We start from the raw sequence: 24,562 nt of genomic DNA on the forward strand, positions 1-24,562 counted from the left end.
CGAAGGGGGACGGTTCCATGACGAATCGGAGTCCGGTCGGTCTGTGGCTCAGCGGGATGCTGCTCCTGTCACTGACGGCGGCTTCGGCCTGGGGAGCCAGTCCGACCCCCAAATCGGGCGGCGTCCTCAACGCCATGCACCGCGAGGATCCTCCCAGCCTCAGCATCCACGAGGAAGCCACGGTCTCTGTCAACTGGGGCGTGATGCCGTGCTACAGCAACCTCGTCCTCTTCAACCCGCTCCGCGGCCAGGAAAGCCCCGCCACGATCGTCGGCGAGCTCGCCGAGAAGTGGGCCTGGCGCGACGACGGCAAGACACTGGTCTTCACCCTCCGCAAGGGCGTGCGCTGGCACGACGGCCAGCCCTTCTCGAGCAAGGACGTCAAGTACACTTTCGACGTCGTCCGCGGGGCGCCGGGCACCCCGGCATTGAGGCTGAACCCCCGCAAGGTCTGGTACGCGCAGATCCAAGCCATCGATACGCCGGATCCCGACACGGTCGTCTTTCGGCTCAAGCGACCTCAACCGGCGCTCCTGATGCTGCTGGCCTCAGGGTACTCCCCCGTCTACCCGGCCCATATCCCTGCGGCCGAACTTCGAACCCGCTGCGTTGGCACCGGACCATTCAAGCTCAAGGAGTATCGCCCCGGCGAACTGATCGAGCTCGTCCGCAACCCGGACTACTTCATCAAGGGACGCCCCTACCTCGACGGGATCCGATTCATCATCATCAAAGAGCGCGGCACCCGCATCGCGGCCCTCCAGGCGGGCCGGCTGGACGTCACGATGCCCCAGGAGGGCACCAGAAACGCCGCCGAGCAGCTCAAGAAAGCGATCCCCAGCATGGTGGTCGCGGAGGTCAGCCAGAGTATCAACGATAACCTGCTGATGAACTTCAAGCGACCGCCCTTCACCGACCCCCGCGTCCGGCGGGCCCTGAGCCTGGCGATCGACCGGCGGGCGTACGTGCAGGCCGTCCGGCAGGGCGGCGCCGTCGTCGGGGCCTCGATGCTGCCGCGCCCCTGGGGCGTGTGGGGGCTCGCCCCGGACGACCTCGCCGGCCTGCCCGGGAGCGGTGACCCGGCGAAGCAGAAGGCCGAGGCGCGCCAGCTTCTCTCCGAGGCGGGATTCGGCCCCGGCCACCCGATGCGCCTCGTCGTCAGCACCCGGGCGATTGCGCAGTATATCGACATGGCCACCTTTGTCGTCGACCAGCTGAAGCAGATCGGGGTCGAGGCCACCCTCGACCAGGTCGAGAGCGCGGTGTGGTTCGCGAAGCTCACCCGCGGCGAGTATGAGCTGGGCGCCAACCTGACCGGGGTGAGCGTGGACGATCCCGACTCCAACTTTTACGAAAACTACGTCTGCGGTTCCCCGCGGAACTACTCGCAGTACTGCAACTCCGACGTGGACCGCCTGATCGACGAGCAGTCGCAAATGGCCGACCAGGTGAAGCGCCGGCGGCTCGTTGCGGAGATCCAGAAGAAGCTCGAGCTCGACGGCGCGCGGCCCATCCTGGGGTGGAGCAACGATTACTATGCGATGTGGCCCTACGTGAAGAACCTCGTCCCGCACCAGAGCGTCTACAACTACGGGCGTTTCCAGGAGGTCTGGCTCGACCGGTAGGGATTCTCGCCGATGCGGACGTTTCTCGCTCGGCGGCTGGCGCTCGCGGCGTTCACGCTCGTTGCGATGTCGGTGGTCATCTTTGTGCTCCTCCGTCTCGTCCCGGGGAACATCGTCGATCTGCTCTTCCAGTCTGCCGGGCTCGTGGATCCATCGGAAAAACAGCGCCTGGCCCACGAGCTCCTGCTCGACCGGCCCGTCGCCGTCCAGTACGTCCAGTGGGCGGCGGCGTTGCTGCACGGCGACCTCGGAAAATCGTACCGGTACGGACTGCCGGCGTGGCAGATCATCCGGCCCCGCATCCCGATCACCGTCGAGCTCGCGGTGCTCGCCATGGCCGTGTCTATCGCGATCGGCCTGCCCACGGGCGTCGTGAGCGCGACCCGGCAGAATACGTGGCTGGACTACGGCCTCAGGATCTTCAGCCTCGCCGGGCTGTCGATGCCGGCGTTCTGGCTGGGCATGGTGATTATCATCTTGCTCGTGCGGACCTTCGGGTGGATTCCGTCGATGCTCTACATCGCCCCGTGGGTCGATCTCCGGGCCCACCTCCTGCAGTTCTTGTTCCCTGCCCTGTCGGCGGGATACCGGAGCGCCGCGTTGATCAACCGGATTACCCGGTCCTCGATGCTGGAGGTGCTTCGCGAAGACTACGTACGGACGGGCCGGGCGAAGGGCCTCGCCGGCCGCTCGGTCGTCTACCGCCACGCCCTCAAGAACGCCCTCCTCCCCGTCGTGACCGTGATCGGGACCGAATTTGCGTTTCTGATCGGGGGGTTGATCGTGACCGAGACCGTCTTCAACCTCCCGGGGGTGGCCCGCTATCTCGTCGATGCGATTCTCTGGAGAGACTATCCGGTCGTGCAGAACCTCGTCATGTTCATCGCGATCGTGGTCGTGCTCGCAAATTTGGCCGTCGACGTGTTGTACGCGCGGCTGGATCCCCGGGTGCGGTACGCGTGAAGACCAGCGTGGTCCGGTTTCTCCGCAGGCAACCGCTCGGTGCGGCCGGCGGCGTGGTCATGGCGCTGGTCATGCTCGCCGCGTTCGCGGCGACGGCGGTCTCGACGGATGACCCCACGCGAACCAATGCCGCGCAGACGTTTCTGCCGCCCGGTCCGCGTCACTGGCTCGGGACCGATCACTTGGGACGGGATATCTACAGCCGGCTCGTCCACGGTGCTCGCGTGTCCCTCGCCGTGGGGCTGACGACCAGTGCGCTCGGAGGCCTCCTGGGGGGCGCCGTGGGGATCGCCAGCGGCTACGGGAGCGGCGCCGCGACGGCCGTGATTCAGCCCATCCTGGACATCATGCAGGGGTTTCCCCTGCTCGTCCTTGCACTCGTGCTCACCGCGGCCCTCGGACCGTCGCTCCCGACCGTGATCGTCGCGATCGCGGTCCCCTTCGTTCCGCGGGTCGCCCGGGTGGTACGGGCAACGACGCTGGCGATCCGGGAGTCCATCTACGTCGAGGCGGCCCAGGCGCTGGGCGCGAGCGGACTCCGGGTGGCCGTCCGGCACATCGTGCCCAACACGCTCGCGCCGTTGATCGTGCTGACGACGGCACAGTTGGGCAGCGCGATCCTGGTCGAGGCGGCCTTGAGCTTCCTGGGCCTAGGCGTGCCGGAGCCGTACCCCTCCTGGGGACGGATGCTGTCGGTCTCCGCGGCGGAGTTCGCCCAGCGCGCGCCGTGGGTGGTGATTTTCCCCGGGGTCGCGATCAGCGTGGTCGTGTTCGCCAGCAACCTCTTGGGGGACAGCCTGAGGGACTTCCTCGATCCACGCCTGCGGATCTGACCCTTACGTGGTCCGCCGCGCCAAGTATTCCGCTTCCTGCTCCATCCATTCCTCGACGGCCGCCCGGACGATCTCGTAGCTCGTCCCCCGACCCTCCCCCACGATCGGACCCGCGGGCGATCGCCTGGCGATCCACAGCCACCCGCCTCCACGCACACGGGCAAACGCTACGAGAACCCGCACGGTCCCCTGAGGCGTCTCGCGTCTGATGAGTTCGTCGCGCATCGGAGCCCGGCCTCAACTGCTCCCGAGATGCCGCAGGCGGTATGCGCCTCCGAAGCCGGTTGAAAACTCCACCTCGGCGCCGAGTGACCGCAGAAACCCGAGGACCTCGCGAGAGAACGCCGACCCGCCGGGAATCGACGGAATGGAGACGCGGCGGGCCCGGCCGGCTTCGACGTCCTGGATGGTGTGGACAAGCGAGATGGCGCCAAACGAGAGGAGCTTAGAGAGGATTTCGTCGCGGCTCATGAGGCCTCCGTGTGTACGTCAATTGGGTCGATGCAAGGGTACGACTAAGAGCAACCGACGGTGATACGTAGTGCCGCTTGGGCGATGGGATTCTCCTTGGCCCCGGCCGACTCCTGCCGAGGAAGGTCCGAACTTATCCCTTCACGGCCCCCGCGGTCAGGCCGGAGACGTAGTGGTCCACGAAAAAGGTGTAGATGACGGCGATCGGTACGGAGCCGAGCAAGGCGGAGGCCATAAGCGGCCCCCAGAACAGCACATCCGCCTTGATGAGATCGCTCACCGTCCCGACCGGAATGGTCTTGAGCGGGCCGGAGGACATGAAGATCAGCGCGTAGAGAAACTCGTTCCATGACAGGGTGAAGGAGAAGATCGCCGCCGACAAGATCCCCGGCAACGAGAGGGGCAGCACGATCTTGAAGAGGGTCCCCAGCCGGCTGCTGCCGTCGATCAGCGCGCACTCCTCGATCTCCCGGGGGATCGTCCGAAAGTACCCCATCAGCAGCCATGAGCCGAAGGGAATCAGGAAGGTAGGGTACGTGAAGATGAGCGCCCAGTAGGTGTTGTACAGGTGCAGCTTGGCCACGACCTGCGCGAGCGGGAGGAAGAGCAGGGTCGGCGGCACGAGATAGGCCAAGAAGATCCCGACCCCCATCGCGCTGCCGCCGGGGAACCGCAGACGAGCAAGCGCGTACCCGATCAGGACGCTGCACGAGAGCGCGAGGGTGGTCGCGGCAACCGAGACGATGAGCGTGTTCTTCGCCCAGACAAGGAACGCGGTCTCCTGGAACAGGTACAGGTAATTCTTGGGCGTGAAGTGCTGGATCAAGAACGGATTGAAGCGCAGGTTGAAGAGGTCGGTGGGCGGCTTCAGCGACACGACGATCATCCAATAGAACGGCAGCAGGAGGAACACCAGGAAGAGGGCGAGCGGGACGTAGACCGTGAGGATGCGACGTCCCAGCGCGGCGCTCCCGACCATCCTAGGCGACCTCCCGACGCAGGTAGCGCAGGAGCAAAATAGCCAGCACCGCTAGGATCGGGAACATGTACAGCGCGATCGCGGCGCCCTGGCCGATCGCGGTCGCGCTCAGGCCGATCTGGTACGCGTAGGTGCCGAAGATGTGGGTCTCGTTGGCCGGGCCGCCCTTCGTCAGCACGTAGATCAGCTGGAAGTCCGCGAACGTCATGATGATGGAGAACAGCGTGCTGACCAGCATGACGCCCAGGATGATCGGGACGGTGACGTTCCAGAATCGCTGCCAGGCGCCCGCGCCGTCGATCGCTGCCGCGTCGTGCAGCTCCGCCGGCACCGCCTGGAGGCCCGCCAGGATCGTGATCGCGAAGAACGGGGTGCCGCGCCAGATGTTGGCGACCATCACCGACACGATCGCCAGCACCGGGGTCCCGAGGAAGTTGATGTTCCGCGTGATCAGCCCCCAGTGCTTGAGCAGCCACGAGAAGGGGCTGAAGATCGGATCGAACAGCATGAGCCACCCCAGGCTGCTGAGCGCCGTCGGCACGATGAAGGGCATGAGCACGCCGGCCCGGATCGCGTTGCGAAACGGGATGGCGGTGTTGAGCACCAGCGCGAGCCCCAAGCCCAGCATGAGCTTGAAGGGGACGGTCACCAGGGCATAGACGAACGTGTTGCGCGCCGTCTGCCGGAAGATGCTGTCCCCCAGCAAATGGACGAAGTTCTGGAGCCCGACGTAGCGGCCCGGGTGTCCGATCATGCTGTCGGTCAGCGACAGCCACAGACCGAGGAAGAACGGATAGGCCATGAAGATGACCAGCAGCAGCGTACCCGGGAGCATCAAGAGGAGCCCCAGGCTCGGCTCGCGTTCCAGCAGCGAGCGCGGATACGTCGCACCGCGGCGGCCGGCGGAGAGCGGCTCTGGGCGCGCCGCGGCGGGATGGAGGTCCGGCATCGGCGCCTCGGGAACGACCCTAGGGTGAGGTCCTAGCCGCCGTAGATCGCCTGCAGCTGGTCGGCCCCCCACTTGATCGAGCCGGCGGCGTCTCCGGATTGCACCGCCTTGGCGAAGGTATCGACGATGATGTACTTCGAAAAGGCGAGGCCGGATTTGGCGTTCGGTGGGCCCGCCCACCCCTGGTCGCGGCCGATCGACGGCTGCAGGCTGAACGCGTACATCTTGGGATCTTTCCCCCACATCGGGTCCTTGGCCCACTTCTTGGTGCTGGGCAGTTGGTATCCCCCCTGGATGTGGATCCAGTCGCCGTACTGCTTGTCGTCGAACCACCAGGCGAGAAACTCTCTTGCCCCAGCGACGTTCTTGGAGTTCTTGAGAATGCCGAAGGTACGTGCTCCAAGCAGGGAGAAGCGGCCGGTCGGGCCTTTGGGGATGAGCGTGTGGTTCATATCCTTGGCGATTTCGGGAAAGTCCTTCAGGGCGACGGCGTAGATGCTCGACCCGTTGAGCGTCATTGAGATCTGTCCGGCGTGGAACGCTTTGTTGTTGCTGCTGTCGTCCCACGACGGCCCGGTCTCGTCGAAGCCGTCCTTGTAGGCCTGGATGAACCGCTTCATCGCGTCGACGAACATCGGCTTGTTGAACGCGATGGTCTTGCCGTCCTTCTCCACCTCCATAGCGCCATTGCTCCACATGTACGGGTAGCAGAAGCTCCCGGGGTCGCCGAGGCTGTGGCCGAGCGCCTGGCCCAGCGGACGGCCTTTCGCCTTGAGCTTCTTCCCGAGGGCGAACCACTCATCGAATGTCAGGTCGAGGAACTTCCCGGTCCTGGCCTGCTCCGCGGGATCGGGGAGGTTGACCCCGACCTCCTTGAGCCAGCTGATCCGGTAGTTGAGCGAGTCGTTCGAGTTCCCGTGCGACACCCCGAGGTACCGGCCGTTGACCTTGATGTCGTTGGCGACGAAGCCTTCCCATCCCCCGCCCTTCTTGGCGACCGCCTCGGCGAGATCGGTCAGGTCGACGAGGTTCTCCGCGTACAGGTAGTTCCATCCCGGGAACAACTCCACGATATCGTAGCCGCCGGCCTGAATCGCCGCGGAGATCTTGGGCTGCAGGTCGGGCCAGTTGAGGAAGTCGGTGTTCACGGTGACACCCTGGACCTGTCCCCACTCCTGGGCCTGTTTCTTATAGAGATCTTGAGCCGCGGGAATGAAGTACGTGGCCTGGAGGATCGAGAGCGACGTCCCCTTAAGTTGGGCGGGCGCCGCCGCACCCCAGCGCCACAGACCTGGAACCGTCCCCAGGGCGGTCAGCCCGAGGGCACCGGTCCCCGCGGCCTTGAGCAAGGCCCGCCGGGAAATGCCCGGAGCGCCCTTACGAACCGAGCGCTCCCCATGAGCTCGCCAGCCTTTCCGTGCCTTTGCCATCGCACACCCCCTGCCCTAGGAGCCGCGCGGGAGAGTTCTCCTCGCCTGCAGCACACCCCTTCGTGACGTGCCGGGGTTACGGACGAAACGCGTCTTTGAGGATCGTGACCCGCCGGTCCCCAGAGGCATCGACCCACACCTCGACGACGTCGAACCGGCACGCCCGATCCCCCAGCCCGCGGCGGACCAGGTAGCCCGCGGCCAGCTGAGCGAGCGCGTGCCGCTTGCGGGGGCCGACGCACTCGGCCGGGGTGCCGTAGGTGCTGGACCGCCGGGTCTTCACCTCCACGAAGACGAGGTCACCGGCGTCTTCGGCGATCACGTCGAGTTCGCCGCGCCGGAGGCGCACGTTTCGCTCGACGATCCGGTACCCCTCGGCGCGCAGCGCCTCCACCGCCGCGTCTTCGCCGGCGCGACCCAGGCGCCGGCGGGACCCCCCAGACGCTCGGCTATCCGAACGGGTCCGCGAGCCGTCCGGCATCGCCGAGCAACTCGAACAGCGCAATCTGAGCGACCGGCAGGAACGCGCTTCGATGGACCACAGATCGTCCCAGGCGCACGAGCGCCGTGAGGTGCTGGGCCGTCCCGTACCCCTTGTGCTGGGCGAACCCGTATCCTGGAAACGCGAGATCGAGATCATGCATCAGCCGGTCCCGCGCCACTTTGGCGACGATGGACGCGGCGGCGATGCAGGCGCACGATGCGTCACCCCGGATCACGGCCGCGTGCTCCAGGTCGAGCGGGAGACGGTCGCGCCCGTCGATCAGGGCAAAGTCAGGAGGGGGAGCCAGCAATTCCAGGGCCCGCCGCATCGCGAGACGGGAGGCCCCCAAAATGTTCAAGCGGTCGATCTCCTCGACCGACGCCTCCGCGACCGCAACGGCGATCGCCCGGGCCCGGATCTCCTCATTCAAGCGGCGGCGCGTCGCGGGGGTCAGCTGTTTGCTGTCGTTGAGCCCTTCGATCTCGGGCCCCTCCGGAAGGATCACCGCTGCCGCAACCACGGGGCCGGCCAGGCACCCGCGGCCCACCTCGTCGACGCCCGCGACGATCTGTCCGGCTGCGAGGCGCGTGCGCTCTGCCTGGTACAGCCGCCGCAGCCGTTGCCGCTCAGCGCGGGCGGCCGCGCGGGCGCGTTCGTAGCGACCCACGAGCTCACGGACGGTCCGGCGGGGGTCAGACGCCAGCCGCCTGAGTGCCGCCCGCCGCGGGTGCGTGAGGCGGGCGAGCCAGGCTCCGATCTCTTCGGCGGTCAGGTGGCGCGGATCCACCGCAACGCTAGTGGACGACGCCAATGCGGGGAAGCGGCCAATAGATGAAGACCGCCTTCCCGATTATATTCCCTCGCGGGACATAGCCGAAGAACCGGCTATCTTCACTGTTGTTGCGGTTGTCACCGAGGACGAAGTACTGGTTGGCCGGAACCGTCACCGGACCGTAGTTTCCAAAATCCGGCTTGATCGTGTAGCTCTTCTCCGAGAGCGCCTGCGCGCCGACGTACACGACCCCGTCCCGGAGACGCACACGGTCTCCGGGCAGACCGATCACGCGCTTCACGAAATCGCGCGAGGGATTGAGGGGATACCGGAACACGATGACGTCGCCCCGATGGGGAGACCCCAAACGGTACACGAACTTCCCCACCAAGATGCGGTCGTCGATCATCAAGGTGGGCTCCATGGATCCTGAGGGGATGTAAAAGGCCTGGACCACAAACGTGATGATAACGAGGCTGAGCAGTGCGGCAAACAGGCACGCGTCCAGAGTTTCGACGATCGCGGTGCGCACGGTCTGGGGAATCTGGGCCGTACGCTTGATGATGATCCTGAACGCGAGGAGAAACGCCGACACGCTGAGGATGACCGTCGGGATGCTGAGCGAGCTCAACGGGGTGACCCTACCGTTTCTCTTTGATGCGGGTCTCCTTCCCTACCTTCTCCCGAAGATAGTAGAGCTTTGCCCGGCGGACCCGGCCGCTGCGGAGAATCTCGATCTTCTCCAGCCGCGGCGAGTGCAGCGGAAACGTCCGCTCCACGCCCACGCCGTGCGAGATCCGCCGAACCGTAAACGCCTCGCGCAATCCCCCTCCGCGGCGGCCGATCACGACGCCCTCGAACGCCTGGAGCCGGTCCCGGCCGCCTTCGGCCACCTTCATGTGGACCCGGATGGTATCGCCGGCCCGAAAGGGTGGCACGCTGGGTTTGATCTGGTCGCGTTCAACGGCGGTGACTCGCTCCATGCTCGGACTCCCCTCTCGCCATCACGGTTGCCATTATAGCATGCGCCATGGATTCACGTGCCTCGTAACTCGCCCAGGATCGCTCTGGTTTCTTCGTCGAGCGTGGCCTCGTCGAGCAGGTCGGGGCGCCGGAGGAGCGTGCGCCGCAGCGCCTCTCGGGTCCGCCACCTGCGGATCGCTTCGTGGTGCCCGCTGAGCAAGACCTCCGGCACGGCGCAGCCCCGGAACGACGCGGGCCGCGTGTACTGTGGGTAATCGAGCATCCCCTCGGAGAAGGAGTCCTGGGCCACAGACGCGGCGTCTCCCACCGCGCCGGGCACAAGCCGGACCGCGGCTTCGATGATGACCATCGCGGCGAGCTCCCCGCCCGACAGCACATAGTCCCCGATGCTGATCTCGTCGGCTCCGAGCAGTTCGACGATCCGCTCGTCCACGCCTTCGTAACGGCCGCAGAGGACGACGAGGTGCGCCCGGGCGGCCAGCGCCTGGGCCTTGGCCTGAGAAAATCGCGCGCCCTGCGGAGTCGTGAGGACCACGGTCGCGGCCTCGCCGGCGTGCGCCGCCCGGATGGCGTCCACGGCCTTCACAAACGGCTCCGCCTTCATCACCATCCCGACCCCACCGCCGTAGGGGATGTCGTCAACCGAACGGTGGCGGTCCGCGGTGAAGTCTCTGAGGTCCCAGACCGCGAGGTCCACCAGCCCCCGCTCCCGGGCGCGCCCCAGGACCCCCACGCCGAGCGGCCCCGGGAATACCTCAGGGAAGATGGTGACGACGTCGATCCTCACGTCATCCACTCCGGGAGGCGTGCGATCAGATACCCGCCGGCGACGTCGATCTTCTGGACGTAGGTGTCGACCGCAGGGAGGAGGATCTCCGTTGCCTCGGCGGACCGAACGACATAGACGTCGTTGCTGCCCGTCCGAAGGACGTCCACCACCTTGCCGACTCGTGCTCCCTCGGGGGTGCGGACCTCCAGCCCGACCACCTCGAACACGTAGAACTGGCCGGGCGGGAGTGGCATCGCCTGGGTCGCGGGGATCTCAATCGTCGCCCCCTTCAACTGCTCGGCCGCCTCGGGGGTGTCGATCCCGGCAAATTTTATCAGCACGCCCGTTCCATCCCGTTGTGCCTGCTCCACCCGCACCGGCCTGGCGGTGCCGCCCCGGACCAAGACCGCCTCATCGAGGGCCAAGAGGTGCTCTGGAAAATCGGTCACCGGCACCACCCGCACCGCCCCCTGCACCCCGTGGGCGCGAGCCACCTCACCCACGATGATCAGGTCGCCGGGGCTCCCCCGCACGCGTCCTACCTGCCGGCGGGAGTGATCAGGGGCGAGACGGAGGTTTCCCGAATCTCGAGCACGATCCCATCCTTGACGATGATCTCGGTGCGGGAGATCTTGTCGAACAGGTTGTCTCCGACCGCCACCTCGACCATCCCCTCGATCGTGCCCTGGGTAAACTCGCTATTGAGCTCGAGATCCTGGGCTTCCCGCAAGCGGGTCTGCAGCTCGATCTTCGTCGCCTCCTGCCGCTGCCGCTCGAGTTCGAGTTGGGCGCGCAGACTGCGGGACTGCTGCGGGGTCACCTGCCGTTCGAGCTCAAAGCGTCGGGCCTGCACGTCAATCTGTTGCATGATGGCGTCCACTCGCTTGATCGCGTCTTCCAGGTCGGCCATGTACAGCCGCTTGAACGCCTCGGTGACAATCGTCTTGATGATCACCGGCCGTTGGACTGTGATCGCTGCCATCTCCTGCCTCCTATCCTCGGACGATCTCCACCGTCACGCGCTTCCCGCTCCGCGTGGCGGCGGCCCGGGCAAGCGTACGGATCGCCTTGATCACCCGGCCCCCGCGACCGATCACCTTGCCCAAATCATCGGCGGAGACGCGGACCTCGACGACCGTGCTGTGAGGCCCGTCCACCTCCCGGACCTCGACCGCTTCGGGGTGGTCCACCAGAGACCGTGTCACCCACTCGACGAGAGCTTTCACCGGCCGGCCTTCGCCCGGGTCTCCTCCCATCGCCGGAGCACCCCGGTCTTCTCCAACACGACCCGGGCCGCATCGGACGGCCGAGCGCCTTTCCGCAGCCAGGCCAGCACTTTTTCCTCGTTGACTTTCATCGTCGACGGCTCCGTGCGCGGGTTGTAGAACCCCACTGCCTCGATGTACCTGCCACTCCGCGGGCTGCGCGCGTCGGCCACCACCAGACGGTAGAACGGCTGCCCCTTTGCACCCCGTCGCATCAACCGGATCTTGACGCTCATCCACGCACCCTCCTCATGAAAACTCCATTAGGACTCCGTGACGGTCTCCCTTCAGGTGGGCGGAAGCGGCATGGGAAACTTGCCTTTCCGCTGCCCCCGGGCTTCGAACTGGCGTAGCATCTTCTTGACCTCTTCGAACTGGCGAAGGAGGCGGTTCACCTCCTGGACCGAGGTCCCGCTCCCCCGGGCGATCCGGCGGCGGCGGCTGCCATCGATGACGTTAGGATGGCGCCGCTCCTGGGGGGTCATGGAGTTGATCATCGCTTCGATCCGTCCGAGCGCGCGTTCGTCCACCTCCGCCCCGCGCATGCGCGGCCCCAGGCCGGGGATCATGCCGAGCAATTGATCCAGCGGCCCCATGGCCCGAACCTGCCTCAGCTGCTTCGTGAAGTCTTCGAGGGTGAACTCGGCGCGCCGGAGCTTTCGCTCCAATTCGTGGGCCTGCTCGACGGTGACCTGATCCTGCGCGCGCTCGATCAGGGTCTGGACATCTCCCATCCCGAGGATCCGCGACGCGATCCGGTCGGGATGGAACGCTTCCAAGGCTTCTAACCGCTCACCCGTCCCCACGAAAAAGATGGGCCGTTCGAGTGTGGCGACGACCGAGAGCGCCGCCCCACCGCGGGCGTCCCCATCGAGCTTCGTGAGGATCAACCCATCGATCGGCACCGCGCCGTGGAATCCCTCGGCCATCCGCACCGCATCCTGACCGGCCATGGCATCGAGGACCAGCAGCGTGGTGTGCGGGGCGGTGGCCTCCCGGATCCGGGTCAACTCGGCAAGGAGATCGCCATCGATATGCAACCGGCCGGCGCTGTCGATAATCAACACATCCGCCGTGGTGGTGCGCGCTCGATCGAGCGCCTGCCGAGCGACCTCCACCGGATCCGCGCCCGCGCCGAGCGCGAAGACGGGGACGCCGGCGGTCTCGCCGAGCACCTGTAATTGGGTGACGGCGGCGGGGCGATAGACGTCGGCCGCGGCGAGGAGCACGCTCCGCCCCTGCTTCTTCAGGTGGAGGGCCAGCTTGCCTGCGGTCGTCGTCTTGCCCGTCCCGTGGAGTCCAACGAGCAGGACGACCGTTGGGGGTTTCGCCGCCATCCGCAGCGGGTGGTGCGTGGCGCCGAGCATCCGGGTGAGCTCGGCGAAAACGATCTGCACGACCTGCTGCCCGGGGGTGAGGCTCTTCCAGATCTCCTGCCCCACCGCCGCCTCGCGCACGCGCGCGACGAACTCGCGCGCCACTTTGAAGTTGACGTCGGCCTCGAGCAGGGCGAGCCGGACTTCCCGCAGCGCCTCATCGACATCCTGCTCCGACAGGGTCCCCCGCCCGCGCAGACGCGTAAAGATCTCGCTGAGACGGCCCTGGAGTTGCTCAAACACGGCGTCCCTCGAACACTCGGAATCCGCCCCCCCGGGCGACCTCGGCGACCGACTCGTAGATCTCGCCCATCAACCGGCCCAGCGTGCGCGCCCCCTGCTGAGTCCGGGCGACGAGGTACGCCCGCCCTCCGGCTTCTAGACTCGCATGGGCCTCGCGCAGCAACCGGAGCACCACACTCCGCCCGGCGCGGATCGGTGGGTTGAACAGGATGAGGTCGAAGGGCCCGCCCGCCGCCGCGGCGCACCCGTCCCCGCACCGGACCTGTGCATTCGTCACCTGGTTCAGCGCGATGTTCTCTACGGTGAGGGCGACCGCGCGGGGGTTCACATCCACCAGCGTCACCCGCGCGCGCGGAGCTCTCCCCGCCGCGACGATCCCCATCACTCCGTACCCGCACCCGAGATCGAGGATACGCCGCGCCCCCGACACGTCGACGGTATCAAGCAGCAGACGTGTCCCCCGGTCGACCGCTGCCCGAGAGAAGACCCCGGGGGCCGTGCGAAACCGATAGACGCGGGCGCCGTCGTGGAACTCGACGGCCCGCGTCCGCGGCGCCGCCGGCGGAGCCGGTGAGAAGTAGTGAGCCGCCGGGGCGGAGCTCACAGGGACTCCCGAAGGGCTTGAAGCGCGTCCCGAAGGCCCGCCAAGTTGGTGCGGCCGGTCGAGGCGAGACGCGTCACCTCGCCCTCGACGGCCGCCAGCCGCGAGAGCGTGATCTCGTGCGCGCGCGCCTGCCGCTCGCGCTCCGAGGCGATGCCGATCCGTTTCTCGAGCGACCAGAGTTCGCTCACAGACCGCCTGAGGCTATCGAAGACGGCCTGCCGCGTCACGCCGCACCGGGCGGCGATCTCGCCCAGGGAGAGGTCGTCGTCGTAGTACATGCGCAGCATCTCCTGCTGGTGCGCGGTGAGGAGCCGGGCATACGTGTCGACCAGGCGGACCACCGCGGTCCGCCCATCGAGCGCCCGCGGTCCGACCCGGCGCCGGCCGTTGTGGAGTCGCTGTAAAGGCATTTTCCTTCACATGATACTATGGCGGCGTCCGGATGTAAACCGCGGTCAGTCCGGGGTCGAGGTGAACAGCGCTTCGGCAAACGTCCGGGGATCAAACGGCTGGAGATCCTCCACCCCCTCCCCGAACCCCACCAGCTTCACAGGAAGGTCGAGCTCCTGGGCAATCGCGACGACGACGCCCCCTCGGGCCGTCCCATCCAGCTTCGTGAGCACGACCCCGGTCACGGGGAGCGCGGCTTTGAACTGGCGGGCCTGGGTGATCCCATTTTGCCCGGTCGTCGCATCGAGCACGAGCAGCGCTTCGACGGCGGCGCCGGGGAGCGCCCGGCGGATCACGCGATCGACCTTCTTGAGCTCCTCCATCAGGTTGGTCTTCGTATGGAGCCGGCCCGCCGTGTCCACGATGAGCACGTCGACGTGCCGGGCCTGCGCCGCCTGCGCCGCGTCGAAGACCACCGCCGCCGGGTCGGCCCCCGCCTGATGCCGGATGATGTCCACCCCCACGCGCTCCGCCCACACTCCGAGCTGATCGATCGCGCCGGCGCGGAAGGTGTCGGCCGCGACCAACAGGACCTTGCGCCCCTCGCCCTTGAGGCGCGCGGCGAGCTTGCCGATCGTCGTGGTCTTCCCCGCCCCATTCGTCCCCAGGACCAGGACGACGGCCGGAGCGGGCGTCACCGTGAGGGGCGCAGGCTCGCCAAGCGCATCGGTCAAGATCTCCACCAACGCCTGGCGGAGGGCGTCCGGCGTCTTGGCGCCGGAGCGGTCTCGAAGACGAGAGATGACGGTCGCGGTCGCGCGCACGCCGAGGTCGGCCTGGATGAGCGTCTCTTCGAGCTCTTCGTAGAAGCTCTCGCTCACCCCCCGCCCGAGCAGGTCCTCGACTTTGGCGGTGAGCGCTTCGCGTGTCCTCGCGAGCCCGGCGCGAAAGCGCCCGAGCCACCCCGACGGGCTATCCAACGGGTTGCGGCTCACCTGCCGCTTCCCGATCCACGAGCCGCATCGAGACCATCTGGGAGACCCCGCCTTCTTCCATCGTAACGCCAAACAGGGCGTCGCTGGCCTCCATCGTGGCCTTGTTGTGCGTAATGATGATGATCTGCGTTCGCGCGGACAATTCTCGGAGCACTTCGCCGACCTTGCGGGTGTTCGCCTCGTCCAGCGCCGCTTCGACCTCGTCAAATACGCAGAAGGGACTGGGGCGAACGCGCAACATCGCGAACACGAACGCGAGCGCCACCAGCACACGCTCCCCCCCAGAGAGGGCGCCGAGGCTGCGGAGATTCTTGCCGGGGGGCTGGGCAATGATATCGATCCCGGGCTCCCCGCCGTCGAGACCGGCGACTCGCTCGAGAGCGCCCCGTCCCCCGCCGAAGAGGCTCGTGAAGAGATCGGCGAACTCCTTGTCTACCGCCTCGTAGGTCTTGTCGAACTGCCCGCGAATCACTTCCTCGAGTTGCACGATGAGCGTCCGAAGGGCCGCAATGGTCCCCTGGACATCTTCCATTTGCGCGCGGAGGAGGCGGGCGCGCTCCGCGACCTGCCGGTGCTCCTCGATCGCCAAGAGGTTCACCGGCCCCGTGACCGCGATCAATCCCCGGAGCGCCTCGATCCTGCCCAAGGTCTCCTCGCGGTGGACGCTCTCGGGGACCGAGCCCACTGCCCGGTCAAATGGGATTCCGAACTCTTCTTCCATCCGGCGGCGGGCGCTGCCCATTTCCGCCTCGATCTGCGCCACGCGCACTTCGGCCTTGTGCCCTTCCTCCGCGAGGGCGGCGGACCGGTCGAGAACCTGCCGGTGTTGGGCCTCGGTTTCGGCCTGTCGGGCGGCAAGCCCGGCCCGCTCCTCCTCGAGCGCGGCTTGGTCCGAGGCGAGACGTGCGCGTTCGGCATCGATCGCCTCGCACCGCGCGCGCTCCACCTCGCGTTCGGCCTCGAGCCTTTCCATGTCGGTCTGGAGCTGCCGGAGCTCCCCGGCCAGTTCGTCACCACGGGCGGCGGTGTGCGCGAGTCCCTTCTCGATCTCGGCCATGCGCGCGCTCAGCGCCTCGCGGCGGGCACCCACCTCCGTCACCATCACGCGAAGCTCGGTGATCCGGGACGCCGCGGCCCGGCGCGCCTCCACGTGGTCACGAAGCCCGGCGGTGACCTGCGCGATCCGTTCTTCGGCTTCGGCCAAGCGGGTACCCAGCATCCCCGCTTCCTGCCGCAGGCGTTCCTGGAGCAATCGTTGGGCTGCCGCCCCCTGATCGGCGGCGTTCTTCTCGCCGGCCAAGCGCGCGATCTCTGCCGCCAACCGCTCGCCCTCTGCCTCGATCAGGGTGAGACGCCGCCGGCCTTCGGCCAGGGCCTCGCTCCGGCGGGCCACGTCCGCCTCGATGGCCGCGATCGCCCCCGCAATCGTGCGAATCTGCTCTGCGACGGCCCCGCGGCGGCGGCCGACGTCGTTCACCGCCTGCTCCACGCGATCCAGCGCGGTCCGCATTTCCGCGATTTCCTCGGTCCGTCCGAGGATGCCCCCCTGCTCCGGCAGCGGCCGACCGGCGACGAGCACCCCCTCGGGACCAAGCACTTCCCCGGCGCGCGTCGCGATGCGGCCCTGGTACCCTGCCGTCCGGGCGCGCACCGCCGCGTCTAGATCGGCTACGATCAGCACATCGGCCAGCAGCGCAGAGATGGCCTCCGGATGTGCACCGGAGAGCGTGACGTGGTCGACCGCCCGGCCGACCGTGGCGGGATCGGCCGCCACCGCTTGCGGCAACGCCGGCGGATCCGGCGCGACCACGCTCGACACAGGGACGAACGTCACCGAACCCCGTGGCTCCCCACCGAGCAGCGCCAGCGCGCGGCGCGCATCGTCCATCGAGGAGACGATGAGCGCGGAGAGGCTCGGCCCCAGCGCCGATTCAATCGCCACCCGCAACTCGCGGGGCACGCTGAGATAGTCCGCGAGCGCTCCGCGAACACCGGGCAGCCGGTCGGGGTTGGCTCGCCAGGCGAGCAGGATCTCCCGGGCGCCGCTGTCGTATCCGCGGTACTGGGAGTGGGCTTCTTCCAAAAACCGGAGGCGGGAGGCGAATCGCTCTCGCTCGATCTCAAGATGCCGCTCGTCCGCGAGCAGCGCCTCGCGTGTCCCGATGCGCTCTTCGTGCTCGGTGCACAGCGAAACCAAGCGCCCCCGCAGCCCGTCGAGATCGGAGGTCCCCCGCGCGGATTCGTCCGCGAGGGCCTCTCGTTGGGTGCGCGCGCCGTCGAGCCGCCCGCCGAGACCGGCGATCTGCTGGGGCAACCCGGCGCTCCGATCGCGGTACCCTGCCTCACGCGCTTCCGCCGCGGCGATCTCGTTGTGACGCTTCCCGCGCTCTTCCACGATCGATCGCACCATCATGCGGCCGGCCTCGAGTTCTTGCTCGTTCAGGGCGGCCTCCGCGTCCATCATGTGGAGCCGGGCCTCGACCGCCTCGACCTCGGCCCGGCCGCGCGCTTCGCGCTCGGCCAGATCGCGCCCGGCCTCGATGAGCGCCGCCTGCTCGGTGCGGAGGGCGTCCTGCTCGTCGCGATAGCGGCCGGCCTCGCGCTCGGACCGCTGCCGTTGGACCCCCACCCCGCGGAGCCGCTCGCTCACCAGTTCCACCGCGGCCTCCGCCGCGGCGCGCCGCTCGACGAGGGACACGCGGCCCCGCTGGATCGCCTCCCACTCACGGCCGGCCTCGACCGCGCGGCGGTCGAGCGCCGCCCGCTGCTCCACGAGCGCTCGCGTGGCCGCGTCGATCTCCTGACGTCGAGTCGCGATCTCTTCGAGTTGCTCGCGCACGCGGCGCTGGGCGCGGATGCCTCGCCGGATCTCCTCGACTTGGAGCGACAATTCGAGCGCCCGCAGGTCGCGGGTCTGAGCCTGATACCGCTCCGCCGCCTCCGCCTGCGCCGCGAGTTGGGCGGTTTGGGCATCCAGCTCACCGAGCATGTCGGTGACACGCAGCAGGGTCGTCTCCGTGGCCCCCATCCGGCGCTCGGCATCACGGCGCCGGCGCTTGTACTTGGCCAGCCCGGCCGCCTCTTCGAGGACCATCCGCCGCTCCTCGGGAGTGGCGTCCAGCATCTGCTCCACTTCACCCTGCGTGATCAGCGAGTACGAGTGGCCGCCCAATCCTGTGCCGAGAAACATCGTCTGGATATCGCGGAGGCGGCACGGCAGACCGTTGATGAAGTACTGGCTCTCCGCGCTCCGCATGGCGCGCCGGGTCACCGTCACCTCGGCGAACGCCAGCGGCGTGGGGGGCGCGTCTTCGTCGCCGGGTGCCGGGGGCAGCACCAGGGTCCCGTCCTCGTTGTCGAGCGTCAAGGTGACCTCGGCCATCGCGAGCGGGCGCCGCCGCTCGGTTCCCGCAAAGATGATGTCTTCCGTCCGGATGCCCCGGAGCGTGCGCAGGCTGCCCTCTCCCAACGCCCACCGAATTGCGTCGAAGATGTTGCTCTTTCCGCTCCCGTTGGGGCCGACGATGCCGGTGATCTGCGTCGCGAACTGAAGCGCCGTCCGCTCGGGGAAGGTCTTGAATCCGCTCAGTTCCAACCGCTTTAGGCGCACGCCGTTCCTCCTTCGGATCCCCGGGGCCGTCAGGCCGTCGTCTGCGTCTCGGCGTTCCGGCCGAGCATCTCTTGATAGATCTCGAGCAGTTGGGACACAATGCGGGCCTCGCTGTACGCGGCGGACACGACGACGGCGCGGGCCCCCATCGTCCGCCGCAGCTCAGGATCGTTCGCGAGGTCGACGATCGCTTGACGCAGCGCCGCCGGGTCCGCAGGCACCACGCGGCCGGTTTCGCCGTCGCGAACGATCTCCGGGATCGACCCGCCCTGCACGGCGACGACGGCGCGGCCCGCCGCCATCGCTTCGAGCACCGCGAGGCCGAGGGTCTCCGTCTGCGAGGGAAACACGAAGAGATCGCTGGCAAACAACGCGTCGACGACGTGCGCGTGGTCCTGTTCACCGGCAAAGACGACGCGGCCGGCCAGCCCGAGCCGTTGAGCCTGCGCCTCGAGGTCCCGCCGCTCCGGCCCGTCGCCCACGAGCAGCAGCCACACATGGGAGGGAAGGCCCGGCATCGTGTCGAGGAGCAGCGGGACCCCCTTCTCGCGCCCCAGCCGGCCCACGAACAGCAGCAACACCGCGTTGTCCGGGATCCGGAACCATGCCCGCACGGCCCCCGGCGACGGATGCGAAAACTCATCGGGGTCCACGCCCACACTGGGGGCCACATCGATGCGCGTGCGCACACCGTAGGATCGCAGCACCTGCGAGAGTGAGGGCACCGAGACCAGCACGCGATCGCACCGGTTGCAGTACGCGGTGGTGTACGCGATGACGAACGGCCGGGTCAACTCGCCCACGAGCGGCGCATAGTGCGCGTACTCCGCATACAGGGTATGGTACGTGAAGACGAGCGGCAGCTTGAGCGTGCGGGCGAGCCAGACGCCGAGCCCTCCCAGCAGAAACGGTGAGTGGCTGTGCACGAGCTCCAACCGGAGGTCCCGAATTCTCCTGAGATGCGCCGCAGAGTACGGCACTGCCAGCGGGAAGTCGGTGTGGCCGGGAGCCGCGATCGACGGAAATCGGTAGACGTCCGGATCCGTGTCGATGTGGCCGGGATAGGCGGGGGCGAAGATGCAGACTCGGTGCCCCCGTTCCCGCAATCCCCGCGCGGCGGTTTCCACCGCCCGTACGACGCCGCTGCGGCGCGGCAGGTAGGAATCCGTGAAGAACCCGATGTTCACCGGAGCGCCCGCTCCGTGGCCGGGCGGCCGCGAACTATGCAACCGGGGGACGGCGGACCAATAGGGCGGCCTCGGCATCGACGAAGTGCTCCGAATTCTGCTGCGTCATGTGGCTGGATCAGATGCGTGTGCACTTTCGCTCACACCGGAGAAACTCCTGCCCATGCGGCCCAGAGGCCTGCGCACCAACCCGCGTGGCGGCGTCAAATCACCCCGCGCCGCCGGAGGCCGTCGATCTCAGCCGGCGACAGCCCAAGGAGGCGGCCGTACACCTCGTCGTTGTGCGCCCCCATCCGCGGCCCCGCCCATGCGATCGCGCCGGGAGTCCGGCTGAGCTTGGGCACGATCCCCGGGAGCGCAAGGGTCCCGACGTCCGGATCCTCAACCTCGACGATCATCCCCCGATCGCGAAATTGACGATCCCGGCAGATGCCGGCGATGTCGTAGACGGGGCCCGCGGGCACACCGGCCCTCGCCAGGTGGCCGTCGACCTCGGCGAGGGACAGCTCGCGGGTCCACGCCGCGATCTCTTCGTCCAACTCGGCCTGCCTGCGCCCGCGCCCTTGATCGTCGGCCAGCTCCGGATCCGCCAGCCAGTCGGTCCGGCCCATGAGCGTGGCGAGCCGGCGGAACACATTGTCGTTGTTGGCGCCGATGACGACGTACTGGCCGTCGCGGGTCGGGTAGATGCTGCTCGGGGCGACCCCGGGCAGGCCGGTGCCGTGCCGCCGTCCGATGATGCCAAGCTTCTGGTAGGCGGGTAGGAGATCGTCGAGGAGGCTGAAGGTTGCCTCCGTGAGCGCGACGTCAATCTCCTGCCCGCGGCCGCTGCGGCGGCGCTCCTCCAGGGCCGCCAGCGCCGCGCACGCTCCATAGAGCCCGGCTACGGAGTCCGCAAGCGCGAACCCCACCCGCGTCGGCGGCCGGTCCGGGTACCCGGTCAAGAACCGCACGCCTGCAACCGCCTCCGCCACCCCCCCGAACCCCGCGCGATCGCGGTAGGGTCCGGTCTGTCCGTACCCGCTGATGCGCACCATGACGAGATGGGGATAGGCCTCCTCCACCTGAGTGTAGGCCAGCCCCCAGCGCTCCAGCACCCCCGGCCGGAAGTTCTCGACGACGATATCGACGACACCGTAGAGCCGGCGGCACAGCCGCTGCCCTTCCTCGTGATGGAGATCGAGCGTAATGGCCCGCTTGCCCCGGGAGACGACTTTCCAGAGAAGGGAGTGGCCCTCGTATTGACTCCGCCACCCCCGCACGGGATCGCCCCGGGCGGGCTGCTCGACTTTGATGACGTCTGCGCCGAGATCCGCGAGCACCCGACTACACGTAGGCCCCGCGATCATGTTGCCGAGGTCCAACACCCGTACCCCCACGAGCGGGCCGGCCGGCGGGGCCGCAGATGTCATGTCGGATGGGCGTGCCGAGCGGTGGGGTGCGAAAGCGGCCCGATCACACCGGCGGCGCGCAGCTCGGCAATGGCCTTCGGCGCGTACCCGGCTTCGCGAAGGATGTCTTCGGTGTGCTGGCCGAGCAGCGGCGGCGGCAGGCGAAACTCGCCGGGCGTATCGGAGAGCTTGACCGGCATCCCGAGCAGCTTGACCATCCCGTGCACGGGATGGGGCATCTCAACCAGCATCTGCTGATGGCGGATCTGCGGATCCTGGAACACCTCGGCCAGATTGTAAATCGGACCGCACGCCACCCCGCGGTCGTTCAGGTAGGCGACCCATTCCGAGCGCGTGCGGGCTTTGAACGCATCGTTGAGGATCGGATCGAGCTCGGCTCGATGGGCCACCCGATCGTTGGTCGTACGAAACCGAGGGTCCTCGCGCAGCGCTTGGAGACCGAGCACCTCGCAGAGCCGCTCCCACATCCGCTCGTTCCCCGCCGCCAGGTTGAACGGCCCGTCCTTGGCATAGTACACGCCGAAGGGCGACGAGAGCGGATGGTGGTTGCCCGCCACCCCGGGAGGGGTGTCCGTCTCAAAGTACATCCCGGCGCTCCATGTCAGCAGGGCCACCATCGAGTCCACGATGGCGACCTGCACGACTTGTCCGGCGCCGGTCCGCTCGCGGGCCAGCAAGGCGAGGAGAATGCCGCGGCAGGCGGTGGTTGCGCAGGTGAGATCGGCGAGCGCGATCCCGGCACGAGTGGGCCCGGTCGGCTCCTGGCCGGTGATGCTCATAAACCCGGACATCCCCTGCCCCACCTGATCGAATCCGGGCCGCTCCTTGTAGGGGCCCGCGCTCCCGAACCCGGTGACGCTGCAGTAGATGAGCTGGGCGTTGTGGGTCCGCAAGGTATCGTATCCGAGGCCGAGGCGGTCCATCACCCCGGGTCGGAAGTTCTCCACGAACACGTCCGCGCGCCGGGCCAGCCGTAGGACGATCTCCTTGCCGGCTTCCTTCCGCACGTCGATCGTAATGCTCCGCTTGTTGCGGTTGGCGGCGGCAAAAAAGTAACTGTTGCCGAGGAGATCCGGCCGCAGTGTCTGATATCGCGTCCCATCCCCGTCCAGGGGTTCGACCTTGATGACGTCGGCACCAAAATCACCGAGTTCCTGCGTGCAGTACGGACCGGCAAGAAACCGGCTCAGGTCGACAACCCGGATCCCGTCGAGAGGGCGCACCGTCATCTCCCCTGGAACCGAGGACGCCGCTTCTCAAGAAACGCCCGCACTCCTTCGCGGTAGTCTTCGCTCTCGTATGCCCGCTCGACGAACGCCGCCAGATCCGAATCGATCATCTCACCCTCCCCTTGGAGGTGCCGCAACATCAGTTTCGCGCCGCGCTGCGAGAGTGGGGCCTGGAGCGCCAGCCGGTCTGCGTAGTCGTAGGTTTGCGCCTCGACCGTGTCGGGCTCGCACACCTTGTTAACCAGCCCCATCGTCCGCGCCTCGTCGATTCCCACCAGCCGTCCGCTGAACAAGATGTCACGCGCATGGCTTGGCCCCACGATGCCGGCGAGCCGCCGCGTACTCGTGAAACCATAGATGATCCCGAGGCGCGCGGCGGTGATGCCGAACCGCGCCGTGCGGCTGGCAAACCGGAGGTCGCAGGCCAGCGCAAGCTCGAGCCCCCCGCCGACGCAGAAGCCGTGGATCATCGCGATCGTCGGCCGGGGAAACGCGGCCAGCGCGCGATCGGCGGCATCCGCCGTGCGGCTGTAGTGCCGCGCGGCCTCGACACCGGACCGCACCTGCTCGAACTCGGAGATATCGGCGCCCGACGCGAACGCGTCCTCGCCGGCCCCGCGGACCACCAGAACCCGGAGGTCGGAATCCGACGCCAGATCGTGCAGCACATCCGGGAGCGCCTTCCACATCTCGAGCGTGATCGCGTTGCGCTTGACCGGACGGTTGAGCACGAGCGTCGCGACCGCCCCTCGAGCGGTCACCACGAGCTCACCCATCGAAAAGCCTCCGGACACCCACAGGGCTTGTGCGTTCGCGCGCGATGCCACCCGTTCCTTTCCCGTGCACGGGCCCGCGATTGTTCTGGCGCAAAAGGAGAACCATCGGGCCGAGCTCGAGCCCGCGAAATCGGACACATGCCCTGGGGGGAACGGACGGTGCGCTGCTACCGATCCAGACGTACCGCCTCAACCGTTTGATCGACCGCGAACAGATGCCAGGATTCCGGGACTCCCTTCAGCGTGTGGACACCTCGGTCCAGAAAGCGGAGACCCGATCCGGCGACCAAATCCTTGACCGTGCTCGAGACGAGGACCTCGCCGGCGCCCGCCTGGGCCGCCACCCGCGCGCCGATGTGCACCGCAATGCCGCCCAACTTGGGGCCAATCACCTCGCACTCCCCGGTGTGGAGGCCCACCCGGACCTCGATCCCCAACGCGCGGACCGCGTCGCGGAGGGCGCACGCGCATCGGATCGCCCGGGCCGGCCCGTCGAACGCCGCGAGCACCCCGTCCCCGGCTGTGTCGATTTCGCGGCCGCGATGGCGCTCGAGTTCCCGGCGCGCCAACGTCTGGTAGCGCACCAACAGCTCGCGCCACCGGCTATCGCCCAGGGCAGCGGCCCGCTCGGTCGACCCCACGATATCGGCGAACAGCACCGTGGCCAGCACCCGGTCGAATTCCGGCACAGGCCGAGCCCCCGTGAGAAACTCCTCCACCTCGTCGAGGAGCGCGTCTGCATCCCCGACAAACACCAGATGGTCGGAGCCCTCCAGTTCGACATATTTCGCCTGCGGGATGGCGTGAGCGATGTAGCGGGCTCCCTCCACGGCGACATCCCGATCGTCCGTGCGGTGCAGCACCAGCGTCGGCACGCGAATGGTCGGCAGGATATGCCGGACGTCGATCTCGGTGTTCATCCGGGCGAGCGCGAGCGCAGCCCCGGGGCTTGCGCCGGCGCGGAGGTAGGCCGCCCACCACCGCCTGAATGCCTTGTCGGTGGCCATGCGCGGAGCCAGTGTGGCGAGGTCGACAACTCCCCCCCAGCGCTTTTCAATCTCGTCAAAGAATCGCTGCCGTTCCTCGGGCGTGGGGGCCCACGGATACTCAGGAGCCCAGATCCGTTTGGCGTACGTGCCGTAGAATATCAGGGCGGAGGTCCGTTCCGGATAGGTCGCGGCAAACAACGCGCACATGGGGCCGCCCTCGGAGACCC

General features: G+C 67.8%; 27 protein-coding genes. 3 read left to right on the forward strand and 24 right to left on the reverse strand.

The window, feature by feature from the left end; translation table 11 throughout:
* The 3 genes from VFP86_08915 to VFP86_08925 form a co-directional block, all read left to right on the forward strand.
* Positions 1-1,625 (forward strand): ABC transporter substrate-binding protein (locus VFP86_08915; GenBank protein ID HET8999750.1); only part of this gene is annotated, 1,625 nt, incomplete at its 5' end.
* A gap of 12 nt (positions 1,626-1,637) precedes the next feature.
* The gene (locus tag VFP86_08920) at positions 1,638-2,588 is read left to right on the forward strand and encodes an ABC transporter permease (protein ID HET8999751.1); all 951 of its coding nucleotides are present in this window, start codon (positions 1,638-1,640) and stop codon (positions 2,586-2,588) included.
* Entirely contained in the window at positions 2,585-3,421 is an 837-nt protein-coding gene (locus tag VFP86_08925) for an ABC transporter permease (GenBank protein ID HET8999752.1), read from the forward strand. Before VFP86_08920 ends, VFP86_08925 begins: the two co-directional genes overlap by 4 nt.
* 3 nt (positions 3,422-3,424) lie before the next feature.
* On the opposite strand, the gene VFP86_08930 is transcribed toward VFP86_08925, so the two are convergent.
* The 24 genes from VFP86_08930 to VFP86_09045 all read right to left on the reverse strand — a co-directional run.
* Entirely contained in the window at positions 3,425-3,646 is a 222-nt protein-coding gene (locus VFP86_08930) for a hypothetical protein (GenBank protein ID HET8999753.1), read from the reverse strand.
* Positions 3,647-3,658: 12 nt separating this feature from the next.
* Entirely contained in the window at positions 3,659-3,892 is a 234-nt protein-coding gene (locus VFP86_08935; protein ID HET8999754.1) for a hypothetical protein, read from the reverse strand.
* A 133-nt stretch (positions 3,893-4,025) separates the two neighbouring features.
* Complete coding sequence (locus VFP86_08940; GenBank protein ID HET8999755.1) at positions 4,026-4,871, reverse strand: carbohydrate ABC transporter permease; 846 nt, start codon at positions 4,869-4,871, stop codon at positions 4,026-4,028.
* 1 nt (position 4,872) lies between these two features.
* Positions 4,873-5,820 (reverse strand): sugar ABC transporter permease, encoded by a 948-nt coding sequence (locus VFP86_08945; protein HET8999756.1) that lies wholly within the window; start codon positions 5,818-5,820, stop codon positions 4,873-4,875.
* Positions 5,821-5,852: 32 nt separating this feature from the next.
* Positions 5,853-7,250: an extracellular solute-binding protein gene (locus VFP86_08950; GenBank protein ID HET8999757.1), complete on the reverse strand. Its 1,398-nt coding sequence runs from the start codon at positions 7,248-7,250 to the stop codon at positions 5,853-5,855.
* A gap of 76 nt (positions 7,251-7,326) precedes the next feature.
* Positions 7,327-7,731, reverse strand: coding sequence for a YraN family protein (locus VFP86_08955; GenBank protein HET8999758.1), 405 nt, complete (start codon positions 7,729-7,731; stop codon positions 7,327-7,329).
* The gene (locus VFP86_08960; GenBank protein HET8999759.1) at positions 7,700-8,521 is read right to left on the reverse strand and encodes a ribonuclease HII; all 822 of its coding nucleotides are present in this window, start codon (positions 8,519-8,521) and stop codon (positions 7,700-7,702) included. The genes VFP86_08955 and VFP86_08960 overlap by 32 nt, the downstream gene beginning before the upstream one ends.
* Positions 8,522-8,528: 7 nt before the next feature.
* Positions 8,529-9,137, reverse strand: coding sequence for a signal peptidase I (lepB, locus tag VFP86_08965; GenBank protein ID HET8999760.1), 609 nt, complete (start codon positions 9,135-9,137; stop codon positions 8,529-8,531).
* Between the two features lie 10 nt (positions 9,138-9,147).
* Positions 9,148-9,489 carry a 50S ribosomal protein L19 gene (gene rplS, locus VFP86_08970; GenBank protein ID HET8999761.1) on the reverse strand — a complete coding sequence of 114 codons (342 nt, stop codon included), beginning with the start codon at positions 9,487-9,489 and terminating at the stop codon, positions 9,148-9,150.
* 53 nt (positions 9,490-9,542) lie between these two features.
* A complete protein-coding gene (trmD, locus tag VFP86_08975; GenBank protein HET8999762.1) occupies positions 9,543-10,277 on the reverse strand; it encodes a tRNA (guanosine(37)-N1)-methyltransferase TrmD in 735 nt (244 codons plus the stop codon).
* Entirely contained in the window at positions 10,274-10,792 is a 519-nt protein-coding gene (gene rimM, locus VFP86_08980) for a ribosome maturation factor RimM (protein HET8999763.1), read from the reverse strand. The genes trmD and rimM overlap by 4 nt, the downstream gene beginning before the upstream one ends.
* Before the next feature lie 5 nt (positions 10,793-10,797).
* Positions 10,798-11,241 carry a YlqD family protein gene (locus VFP86_08985; protein ID HET8999764.1) on the reverse strand — a complete coding sequence of 148 codons (444 nt, stop codon included), beginning with the start codon at positions 11,239-11,241 and terminating at the stop codon, positions 10,798-10,800.
* Positions 11,242-11,251: 10 nt separating this feature from the next.
* Positions 11,252-11,485, reverse strand: coding sequence for a KH domain-containing protein (locus VFP86_08990; protein HET8999765.1), 234 nt, complete (start codon positions 11,483-11,485; stop codon positions 11,252-11,254).
* Positions 11,482-11,760 (reverse strand): 30S ribosomal protein S16, encoded by a 279-nt coding sequence (gene rpsP, locus VFP86_08995; protein HET8999766.1) that lies wholly within the window; start codon positions 11,758-11,760, stop codon positions 11,482-11,484. Before rpsP ends, VFP86_08990 begins: the two co-directional genes overlap by 4 nt.
* A 51-nt stretch (positions 11,761-11,811) precedes the next feature.
* On the reverse strand, positions 11,812-13,143 hold the full coding sequence (gene ffh, locus VFP86_09000) for a signal recognition particle protein (protein ID HET8999767.1): 1,332 nt from the start codon (positions 13,141-13,143) through the stop codon (positions 11,812-11,814).
* Entirely contained in the window at positions 13,136-13,747 is a 612-nt protein-coding gene (locus tag VFP86_09005; GenBank protein ID HET8999768.1) for a methyltransferase, read from the reverse strand. Before VFP86_09005 ends, ffh begins: the two co-directional genes overlap by 8 nt.
* Positions 13,744-14,157, reverse strand: a complete 414-nt coding sequence (locus tag VFP86_09010) for a sigma factor-like helix-turn-helix DNA-binding protein (protein ID HET8999769.1) — start codon at positions 14,155-14,157, stop codon at positions 13,744-13,746. Before VFP86_09010 ends, VFP86_09005 begins: the two co-directional genes overlap by 4 nt.
* A 45-nt stretch (positions 14,158-14,202) precedes the next feature.
* Positions 14,203-15,132, reverse strand: coding sequence for a signal recognition particle-docking protein FtsY (ftsY, locus tag VFP86_09015; GenBank protein ID HET8999770.1), 930 nt, complete (start codon positions 15,130-15,132; stop codon positions 14,203-14,205).
* Positions 15,110-18,742 (reverse strand): chromosome segregation protein SMC, encoded by a 3,633-nt coding sequence (gene smc / locus VFP86_09020; GenBank protein HET8999771.1) that lies wholly within the window; start codon positions 18,740-18,742, stop codon positions 15,110-15,112. The genes ftsY and smc overlap by 23 nt, the downstream gene beginning before the upstream one ends.
* Positions 18,743-18,771: 29 nt before the next feature.
* On the reverse strand, positions 18,772-19,929 hold the full coding sequence (locus tag VFP86_09025; GenBank protein HET8999772.1) for a glycosyltransferase: 1,158 nt from the start codon (positions 19,927-19,929) through the stop codon (positions 18,772-18,774).
* Positions 19,930-20,132: 203 nt separating this feature from the next.
* Positions 20,133-21,341: a CoA transferase gene (locus VFP86_09030; protein ID HET8999773.1), complete on the reverse strand. Its 1,209-nt coding sequence runs from the start codon at positions 21,339-21,341 to the stop codon at positions 20,133-20,135.
* Positions 21,338-22,564: a CoA transferase gene (locus tag VFP86_09035; GenBank protein ID HET8999774.1), complete on the reverse strand. Its 1,227-nt coding sequence runs from the start codon at positions 22,562-22,564 to the stop codon at positions 21,338-21,340. The genes VFP86_09030 and VFP86_09035 overlap by 4 nt, the downstream gene beginning before the upstream one ends.
* 2 nt (positions 22,565-22,566) lie before the next feature.
* On the reverse strand, positions 22,567-23,346 hold the full coding sequence (locus tag VFP86_09040; GenBank protein HET8999775.1) for an enoyl-CoA hydratase: 780 nt from the start codon (positions 23,344-23,346) through the stop codon (positions 22,567-22,569).
* Between the two features lie 167 nt (positions 23,347-23,513).
* Positions 23,514-24,562: adenylate/guanylate cyclase domain-containing protein (locus VFP86_09045; GenBank protein HET8999776.1), on the reverse strand; the 1,049-nt coding region annotated here is incomplete at its 5' end.

It is taken from the genome of bacterium (genome assembly GCA_035703895.1).
Classification (GTDB): domain Bacteria; phylum Sysuimicrobiota; class Sysuimicrobiia; order Sysuimicrobiales; family Segetimicrobiaceae; genus Segetimicrobium.